This is a genomic window from Aquiflexum sp. (assembly GCF_041749095.1).
GTDB lineage: Bacteria > Bacteroidota > Bacteroidia > Cytophagales > Cyclobacteriaceae > Aquiflexum.
Window position 1 is genome coordinate 1 of the sequence record NZ_JBGTCA010000151.1, and the last position, 9,856, is coordinate 9,856.

General features: G+C 38.2%; 6 protein-coding genes and 1 pseudogene. 3 read left to right on the forward strand and 4 right to left on the reverse strand.

The features are described from left to right. A pseudogene (locus ACEW8O_RS07680) lies at nt 1-506 on the forward strand (dGTPase); the annotation flags it as partial. Between the two features lie 33 nt (nt 507-539). On the opposite strand, the gene ACEW8O_RS07685 reads toward ACEW8O_RS07680, so the two are convergent. The 3 genes from ACEW8O_RS07685 to ACEW8O_RS07695 all read right to left on the reverse strand — a co-directional run bounded on the left by ACEW8O_RS07685 (nt 540) and on the right by ACEW8O_RS07695 (nt 3,959). Beyond that, the gene (locus ACEW8O_RS07685) at nt 540-1,340 is read right to left on the reverse strand and encodes an ion transporter (RefSeq protein WP_373494037.1); all 801 of its coding nucleotides are present in this window, start codon (nt 1,338-1,340) and stop codon (nt 540-542) included. An 8-nt stretch (nt 1,341-1,348) separates the two neighbouring features. After that, on the reverse strand, nt 1,349-3,199 hold the full coding sequence (locus ACEW8O_RS07690; RefSeq protein ID WP_373494038.1) for a hypothetical protein: 1,851 nt from the start codon (nt 3,197-3,199) through the stop codon (nt 1,349-1,351). Between the two features lie 307 nt (nt 3,200-3,506). Beyond that, entirely contained in the window at nt 3,507-3,959 is a 453-nt protein-coding gene (locus ACEW8O_RS07695; protein WP_373494039.1) for a DUF1569 domain-containing protein, read from the reverse strand. Nucleotides 3,960-4,197: 238 nt separating this feature from the next. On the opposite strand from ACEW8O_RS07695, the gene ileS reads away from it, so the two are divergent. Further along, nucleotides 4,198-7,578 (forward strand): isoleucine--tRNA ligase, encoded by a 3,381-nt coding sequence (gene ileS, locus ACEW8O_RS07700; protein WP_373494040.1) that lies wholly within the window; start codon nt 4,198-4,200, stop codon nt 7,576-7,578. A 76-nt stretch (nt 7,579-7,654) separates the two neighbouring features. Continuing rightward, a complete protein-coding gene (locus ACEW8O_RS07705; RefSeq protein ID WP_373494041.1) occupies nt 7,655-8,308 on the forward strand; it encodes a lipoprotein signal peptidase in 654 nt (217 codons plus the stop codon). A gap of 6 nt (nt 8,309-8,314) precedes the next feature. On the opposite strand, the gene ACEW8O_RS07710 is transcribed toward ACEW8O_RS07705, so the two are convergent. Then, nucleotides 8,315-9,661 carry a hypothetical protein gene (locus ACEW8O_RS07710; protein WP_373494042.1) on the reverse strand — a complete coding sequence of 449 codons (1,347 nt, stop codon included), beginning with the start codon at nt 9,659-9,661 and terminating at the stop codon, nt 8,315-8,317. Nucleotides 9,662-9,856 lie beyond the last annotated feature (195 nt).

The window sequence follows — 9,856 nt, forward strand, 5'->3', positions numbered from 1 at the left end:
CCGAAAAGCTGGAAAAATATAAAACCCAAACTCAGAAGCTGGCCATTCTTAGGGCCATGACCATCGGAAAATTGGTGGAAGAGTGTGTCATCGCTTTTTGCCAAAAGGAGGAGCAAATGCTAACTGGGGATTTTGATCAGGCTCTGACGGACATTATTCCTTCTGCAACAGCACTGGCCAAAATATCTGAGCTATCTGTGCAAAAGATTTATCGCTCAAAACCGGTATTGGAAAAAGAGGCAGCGGGATTTCAGGTATTGGAGGGTTTGCTGGAGGTTTTTTCCATGGCCCTGAATCATAAGTTTTACCAGACAGAACTTTATTCAGGCAAAGACAAAAGTATCCTGAGATTATTGCCCGAGGATTTCCCAATGGAAGGTTGGGGTGAAAAAGTCAACGCATATCCCATGCTGCGGGCCTTGATAGACTTTGTATCAGGGATGACAGATAAATATGCATTGGCGCTTTATAGAAAGGTAAAGGGGATTGCTTTGCCGGGGGCTTGATATTAATGTGAGTAAGCAATAGATATTAGAAAATCATTTTTTTAGTTTTTGAAAATAAACTTGATCCATCAATTTGGTCAACTGATCAATTTTCATTTCCAATTTTGAAATCTTACTTTCTAACTCATTATTGTTATCACTAACCATTGCATCAACAAATATTGAGTTTACAAGGGATAAACCAAAAATCCCGCCAAAAAATAATATTACAATAAAGTATAATCTAATGAAAAATACATAAGATCCTCCATAGGATTCAGAAATTACATCCGGAATTTCATACCATCCCTCGACTGTAAAAATCTTAAATATTGAGTAAAATGAAATTAAAGGATTTCCAAAATATTCAGGTGCTGCATTTTTGAAAATAAAACAAGAAACAACTGAAACAGTGAAATTCAGAATAAAGAATGCTATTATAATAAGTAAAGATGCTTTCGAAGCACTTCCGAGACCGTTAATAATATGATCAATATTAGGAATGAATTTAACAAATCTGAAAAATTTAAATGCTCTAAGAATTCTAAATGCTAGTAGATAATCTACTTCGAAAAAATCAAGGCCAAAAGGCCAAACTACCAAGGATGGTGTTGCAAAAATGACAAGGATAAAATCAAACCTATTCCAGTTGGAATCAAAATATTTTTTAAAGCCCCATTCTTTTATCTTGTAAATAACTTCCAATAAAAATACACTAGTGATTGTATTGTCTATAAAAAAAATCCATGGATAACTTTCTATAACTCTATCAAAACCAGAGAGAAAAATAATTATCGAATTAATAATTATCAATGAAAGAATAAATCTCTCATTCAAAAGAATATTCAGTTTCATAAATTAGTTTATTTGCAAATAGCCTTTAAAACTATCTCTTCTTGTATCAGAACATCCCTCATTAAAAGATTGTGCGGAAACTTTTTATGTTTTGAAATTTTAAATCCATCAAGTATTTTTTGAAGGGATGAGGCTTTAATAAGAGATAAATTCAACTCATACTCAAGTCCACATTCTCTGATAAATTCATCTGAAAATTCAGGACATACCAATAAAGATTTTATTACCCGATAATCATTTAATTTAGCTCTAGTTGCATAAGATTTAAGTTGCCGACTAACGGAACTGAATTTATTGAAACCACTTTCTTTTATTGTTTTGCATTCCACTAAGATGACTTCTTTGTGTCCCATATTAAGGATAATATCAGTCTTATCTTTATTTGTATTAAGGTGGTTTTTTAATTCATCATCTACATAAAAACCCAATTTCTCAAAAATATTTTTTGTAAGCTCTTCAAACTTCAAACCTAAATCGGCTTCTTTTATTTCAATACCATTTTCTTTTAGTTTGTTCAAATTTCTAAATGCGATGTTTTCATAATTTTCTAGATATAGATTTTCCGAATCTTTGTAATGTTCAAGAATGTTAAGAAAAATATCACCTCTACTTTTTATTCCCCGGATTTTACAAAACTCCAGCAATTCTTCTTGGCCTAGCAATTCTAAAATATCTCTTGGCTTTATATTATAGTCTAAAAGGAAAAAGCTTTTCAAGACTTTCTCTTCCTGAAATTCTAATTCTTTGCGAACATGATTGTTGAAAAATGGTAATGATTCATTTAATTCTACCAAAAGCTTTTCATATCCATCAATGGAAATCCCAACTTTTTCATCTTTTTCAACTTGTTCAAAATATTCAATTAAACTTGATATTTTATCTTCCAACACCGAACCCTTTAAGGAAACTGGAATTTTCAAGTTGCTATCACACATTTCTGTCACAAATTTCTTTTTTTCTGAAAGGGTAGTACCTTCTTTATATATGTCTTCCATTAATACTCCATAAAAAGAAGTCCCTTCATTAATAATGGTTTTTATCTTTTCATTTAGGGGAATTTTAGAATTAATGCCGTGTTTCCTGCAAATTAAATTTATTTGAGGCTCTCTCAAATTCCTAAGCACTCTTCTATAGAATTTGTCTGATAATTCCTTCCCCCTTACTTTTCTTAATAGCCTCACAACTTCATCGGCCACATAAATGGTGTTAGTTTTACGGGCATAAAAAATTATTCCGAGTGTTTTCAAGTCATTTATTACCTGATCTATTTCCAGTTTTTTTACAGGAATAATTAAATAATTGATAAGTTTTAATTCTTCCTGTGATAAGCCCAATTGTTGCCTTAAAGTCGCTAATATTGATTGTTCATCAGAAGTGATTTTTTTCTCTTGGTTATTTTTTTCATCATTAGTGTAAGCAGTTTCTAAACATGACTTGTAAATTTTATAATCTCTTCTTCTTAAATCATCAATATCAGATTTATCGTTTTCCAAATCTTGTTTAAATTTTTTCAATCTTTTATCAAGATTGGTCAATTCAATTTCATATAATCTCGCAAACCAATCTTGTTTTAAAATTGCATTACCTTCCTTAGATATAATATCAATTAAAATATCAAGTTGTGATGTTGAGTTTAAAAATTCTGCTTTGGTTATCTTCATAAACTCATCTTCAATCAATGAGAATACTTTTGAAATATTTAAGCTATCAACAGATTTTAATTCTTTGCTTGTTTCTGATAATATTTTTTCAATCTCTTTGTAATTTTTTGGTTTTTCGGCCAGTAAATTATCAATGATTTTTAGGAAAGAATTTTTTTCGAATGAATTAAGGTTATCGAGGATTTTATCTAGTTTCATTTAATGATGATTTTAAAAGTCAAAACAAAAATTGTATTCCCAAGATAATTAATCCTTTTAAAAAATCATATTTTGAAGAAAAATTGAAGATTATTCTTGTTCAAGGTAATTGAGCACCACTCTTTACATTATATATTGATATCCTTCATTTGACTGAAAATTTATCCCTCAATTGAAAAGTCTTACCCAGCTCATTCTAAATGACTAACCTCAGGTTTCTCCACCCCAAAAATCGCTCATCCCTGCCTGCCTTAGGCAGGGGTCATCCGACCATTTCAAAAATCCCTAACATCGACTCAAACCCTATCTAAACCCCAAACTGCCTCAAGTGATGGTCCAAATGCCTCCAGACAAAAACCCCCCAATATTGATGGTTCAAGGGGCCAAATACGGGGTGGGAACCTGCCATTTGGGTTTCACGATTTGTGAATTTTGCTACGATATGGATAAATTTTGATTTTTCTTCTTCAAATACCTTTTCATCCACCTTGCCTTTCATGTCAAATCGTTTTGGGCCACGGGCCAATTTGGGGAATTCCTTGCGGAGGTGAAAAAACCAAAATTTAAAGACCCTTTGCCTCAAAGTGGGACCTGCCGTTGCCATAGGAGCTTTGAGAATGGATTGATGTGCCATATTGCAATGGCTGAGCATTTCGGAGACTGTCATTTTTCCCCAATGCGGAGTAGTCTGGGGATTTAACCTTTTTGCCCTTTCAATGACCTCTTCTACAGCAATAGGATTAAGGATAGTTTTGTTCATGTCCGGAAATTATTAAGATAAACATAAATAATAAATTCAAACCTCTAGCTGATACGAATCAATTTCATGATTATCTATCCCTAATACTCCAAATTATCTTAACTTTGCGCCTGCCTTTTTTGCTAAGGTGTTTTGCAAGTAAATGGTCATTATATTGTCCAAGAAGGTGAATGGTCTGACTAAAGTGAAAAGTGGGTTGTCGGCACATCTTTAATTAATAATAATACAAAGGAATACCGTGAAAAAATACCAGGAGTACAAACAAGTAGATTATCCAAGAATAGGAGAGGACATCCTGCAATACTGGAAAAAAAACGATATTTTCACTAAATCCGTCACCAACAGGGAAGGTGCGGAGACATTTACTTTTTTTGAAGGCCCACCTTCTGCCAATGGTACTCCTGGCATACACCATGTACTTGGTAGGGCCATGAAGGACATTTTTTGCAGATACAAAACATTGAAAGGCTTTCAGGTCAAAAGAAAAGGTGGTTGGGATACTCATGGGCTTCCTGTGGAATTGCAGGTTGAAAAAGAACTTGGGATCACCAAAGAGGATATCGGCAAGAGTATCTCTGTAGAAGAATACAACCAAAAATGCCGTGAGACGGTCATGCGCTTCAAAAATGAATGGGATGTCCTGACCGAAAAAATCGGTTATTGGGTGGATTTGGATGACCCTTATATCACATTTGAATCTGACTACATCGAAAGCCTATGGAGTTTGCTGAGGAAGCTTTATGACAAAAATTTGCTCTACAAAGGCTACACCATTCAGCCATTTTCCCCTGCTGCGGGTACCGGTCTCAGTTCACACGAACTCAATCAGCCGGGTTGCTACAGGGATATCAAAGACACATCTGTCACTGCACAGTTCAAGCTAAAGGGAGAAGACAATACTTTCATTTTAGCATGGACCACTACACCCTGGACTTTGCCTTCCAATTCCGCTTTGGCTATCGGTGAAAACCTGGATTATGTGAAAGTGAAAACTTTCAATCCATATACTTTTGAGCCGATGACCGCTATTTTGGCGAAGGCAAGAATGGGTGCGATGTTCAATCCCAAGGCCAAAGAAATCCCCTTGGCTGACTACCAAGCCGGGGATAAACTTATTCCTTATGAGGTGGTCGCTGAATTCAAAGGAAAGAATATGTTGGGTTGGGAATATGAGCAATTGTTTCCGATTGCGGGCATTGCATTGCCCCATCCTGCATTTACGGTGGTTTCGGGAGATTATGTGACCACAGAGGATGGAACCGGAATTGTCCATCTGGCCAAGGCATTTGGCGCGGATGACTTTCGGACATTGGTACAGAACAATGTTCCGGGAGTATTTGTCAAAGATGAACTGGGCAATGATGTCCCTGTTGTGGACAGGCAAGGCAAATTCCTTCCTGTGGTGGGTGAATACCTTGCTGCCAAAATGCAGGAGCATGGCATACTTGCCCATAAAACCTTTGCTGTGGATGATTTCTATGTAAAAAACTACACCAATGATGATGAGAATGCCGCAGATTTTAAAAATACGGACATCATCATTTCCATTATCCTCAAAAATGAAAACAGGGCCTTTAAGGTCGAAAAATACGAACACAGTTACCCGCATTGTTGGAGAACGGACAAGCCGATCTTATACTATCCACTGGAAAGCTGGTTTATCAAAACCACTGCTTATAAGGACAGGTTGGTTGAACTGAACAAAACCATCAACTGGAAGCCTGAAGCAACAGGAACAGGAAGATTTGGTAACTGGCTTGAAAACCTGGTGGATTGGAACCTTAGCCGATCAAGATTCTGGGGTACACCATTGCCCATCTGGAGAACGGAAGATGGCACAGAAGAATTGTGCATCGGATCTGTCACAGAACTGCAACATGAAATAGAAAAGTCAATAGCAAAAGGTTTTTTGGAGAAATCTCCCTGGGAAGGAAAAGAGATGGACCTGCACAGGCCGTATGTGGATGATGTGGTATTGGTTTCTGCCACAGGCCAAAAGATGTTCCGTGAGCCGGATCTGATAGATGTGTGGTTTGACTCCGGGGCCATGCCCTATGCCCAATGGCATTATCCTTTTGAAAATGAAGATATATTCAAAGCCAACTATCCTGCTGATTACATCGCAGAAGGTGTTGATCAGACCAGGGGATGGTTTTTTACCCTTCATGCGATAGCAGGGATGCTCTTTGATTCTGTGGCATTCAAAAATGTTATTGCCAATGGCCTTGTCCTGGATAAAAACGGAAATAAAATGTCCAAACGAATGGGCAATGCCGTGGATCCCTTCAAAACATTGAAAGAATATGGTCCTGATGCCCTGAGATGGTATATGCTCAGCAATGCCAATCCATGGGATAATCTTAAATTCAGCTTGGAAGGCGTAGCGGAAGTACAGAGGAGGTTTTTTGGAACCTTGCAGAACACCTATAACTTCTTTGCCCTGTATGCCAATCTTGATCATTTTGTCTATGACAAGTCAAAAGCTGTTCCCGTCAACGAGCGTGCTGAACTGGATCAATGGATCATTTCCAAATTGCAGACTTTGATCTCCGAGGTAGAATCTGCTATGGACAATTACGATGCTACCAAGGCCACCCGTGCAATCATGAATTTCACCGTGGACCAATTGTCCAATTGGTATGTTCGCTTGGCAAGGAAGAGGTTTTGGAGGGGTGATATGAATGAAGACAAGCAGGCTGCTTATGAGACTTTGTACGAATGTCTGTTGAGCTTGACACAGTTGATGTCTTCATTTGCGCCGTTCTATACGGATTGGCTGTATAAGAACCTGACTGCTTCTTCCAACAACAAGTTGGAGTCGGTACACCTGACAGATTGGGCAGGAGCTGATGCAGATCTGATCAACAAAGACCTGGAAGAAAGTATGGATCTGGCCCAAAGGATATCATCCTTGGTCCACTCATTGAGGAAAAACCCAAAAATCGGCATCAAAGTGCGTCAGCCTTTACAGCGGATATTGGTCCCTGTATTGAATGAGAAAACAAGAAGACAGATAGAGCACCTTGAAGAATTGATCAAATCAGAGGTGAATATCAAAGCTGTAGAATACATTGATGATGCTTCGGATGTGCTTGTAAAAAGTGTCAAGCCAAATCTTCCCGTTTTGGGGAAGAAACTGGGTCCGAAGATGCGATTTGTGGTAGCGGCCATCAATTCTTGGGGAAAAGCGGAAATAGCTGAAATCGAGAAGAACGGAAAAATATCGGTTCCTCTTGAGGATGGAGATATTGAACTGCTGTTGGAAGAGGTATTAATCAGCTCTCAGGATATCCCCGGTTGGTCTGTCGCCACTGATCAGGGGGTGACCGTCGCTTTGGATGTTACCTTGACGGATGGGTTGAAACAGGAAGGAATAGCCAGGGATTTGGTGAACAGAATACAGAATCTCCGAAAAGACATGGGGCTGGAAGTACAGGATAAAATCAGGATCAAAGTAGCCAAACACGATGAATTGGTCAATGCTGCGTTGTCAAATTTTGCTACTTATATCCAAACTGAAACCCAGGCCTTGTCATTGGAAGTCAATGGTTCATTGACGGACGGAACTACCTTGGACATGGATGATTTCGAGTTGATGGTAAAAATTGAAAAAGTTTAAATAATTAAATAATCACGCCACAGATAGATGGGATATTAAAAATTATCCTTATATCTGTGGCTTTGAATTGATATCGATGAAATATTTCAAATATTTTGGCATTGCCCTTTTGGTGATTATTATAGACCAGATTGTTAAAATGGTTGTCCATTATCAAATGGACTTTGGCACCCCCGGGCAGATCAAGGTGATAGGGGAATGGTTTAAGCTACACTATACCACCAATCCAGGAATGGCCTTTGGCATGCAGCTTGGTTCTGAATATGGGAAATTAATATTGACCACTTTTAGGTTGGTTGCCATGTTTGGAATCGGATATTACCTATACCATATTATTTCCAAAAAAATGCATACGGGGTATATTATCTGTATATCCATGATTTTGGGTGGGGCTATCGGAAATCTGATCGATAGTATTTTTTATGGTGTTTGGTTAGGAAATGCACCGTATAACGCACCTAGCCCATGGTTTCATGGCCAGGTGATTGATATGTTTTATATCGATATATGGGAAGGGTATATTCCGCAATGGGTGCCTTTATGGGGCGGAAGTTATACTGCACTTTGGCCGATTTTCAATATTGCTGATGCTTCTATTTTTGTTGGGGTAGCCATTATTCTGATATTTCAGAGCAGATTCTTCAATGAGGAGCTGACTAAAAAAACCAAAGAAGAGGAAGCAGAAGACGAAATACAACGTCAGTTTATTGAAGATGGGGAGAAGGAATAGTTTCTTTTAAAAAATAAACCCAAACCCAAATTCCAGCCTGTTCCCTTCTTCAAAAGCAAAGTCCCCTGTTGCAAGATTTTTGCGGAACTGATAATTGGTTTTCAATACGATATTCTCTTTTGTATTGAAGTTGAGACCCAAGGTCCAAATCCTCAGGTTATTTTGCACCAGAGAAAAAGGAAAAGGGGTACCCGTTGGACCTGTCTGAGGTATGAGACGGTCATCAAACCTCAGGTGGGTATTCAATCTTTCATACCTTACAAAAACCGGCAACTTAAATTCACCTGTATTGTATAGAAATCCCTCGGAAGCAGTTTTCCTTTTCTTGAAATATGGAAGCAAATCATGCCCCAGCTCAAAAAGGTAACCCATGGTGCGGTCACCCATGATTTGCCTGATCCCGTTCTCCATACCCGTCAGCGCTGCAATTTCCCGGGTTTGCTGTAGTGCACCATAAGTACCCACAGTCACAAACCGCCAATTGTCTCTTTCATATTTGGCAAATCCGGTTCCAATCCGAACAGGCGCCTTAACCTCTTGAGGGCCATCATTGCCGATGATGGTCTGTTCCTGACCTGAATTTCCAAAGAAACCCGAAATACTCAGGTTAAGGTTATCGATTCCGGAGTAATTGAGTTGTGGGGTAAAGGAAAGTGCCTTTGGCAATCCCCAAGTGATTACCCTTCCCTGCCTTATCCAGGAACCGCTTATGTATTCTGCTGCATTGAGCCCCTGGGATATCCCCAATGCGTAACTCAGATCATCTGTGAAATTCCCATAAAACATGGCGCCAAATTCAATCCAGGTAGTGGGGGTTATCAAGCGTTCTACTTCGGACCTATTGACAGAGTAAAACATGATGGGTTCGTCATTATTGTTGACATAACCGATGGGAAGTGGAAAATAACCCAATCTGAATTTGAGGTAATCCTGCCACAGATAATCAATAAATGCTTCAAACAAAAATTCGGTTCTATTCTCTTCCCTGCCATCGTGGAGATATTCCACTTGAAGCTCTGAGTTCCAGATAAACTTGTCGGAAAAGCGATAACCAAAAAATGTAGCAAAACGGTATAGGTTGGTGAAATAGAGTTCAAGATCGCCTGAATCAGTGTCTTTTGGGCCAAGGTATTCCACAAATGAAGCTTCTCCAAAACCTGAAATGGAATATCTTTTATCAGAGAAAAAGATCTTCGATGCTGCCAAAGCCAATCCGGGCTGTTGTTTGTATTTCAGCTTTTCGACCGTGACCTTTTCAGATTTGGTCGTATCAGATTGATTTTGGCCTGATGTTGGTAAACTGACCCCAACAATTATGAGAAATAGGAATAGCTTAAAAACGAATAACTTCATTGGTTTTTTTTCCAAAAATAAAATCTTATGTATTTAAGAGAAAATAATACCTAAATTAATTCAAATGAAGATCCGCATTGAGTCCATTAATTATCACTGCCTAAATGAAATCGGCAACCGCATCCTTACCCGGACATTCTCACCGTCAACTTTTCCTGGAATCCAGGTATAGGGATAGGCCGCGATGACCCGAAG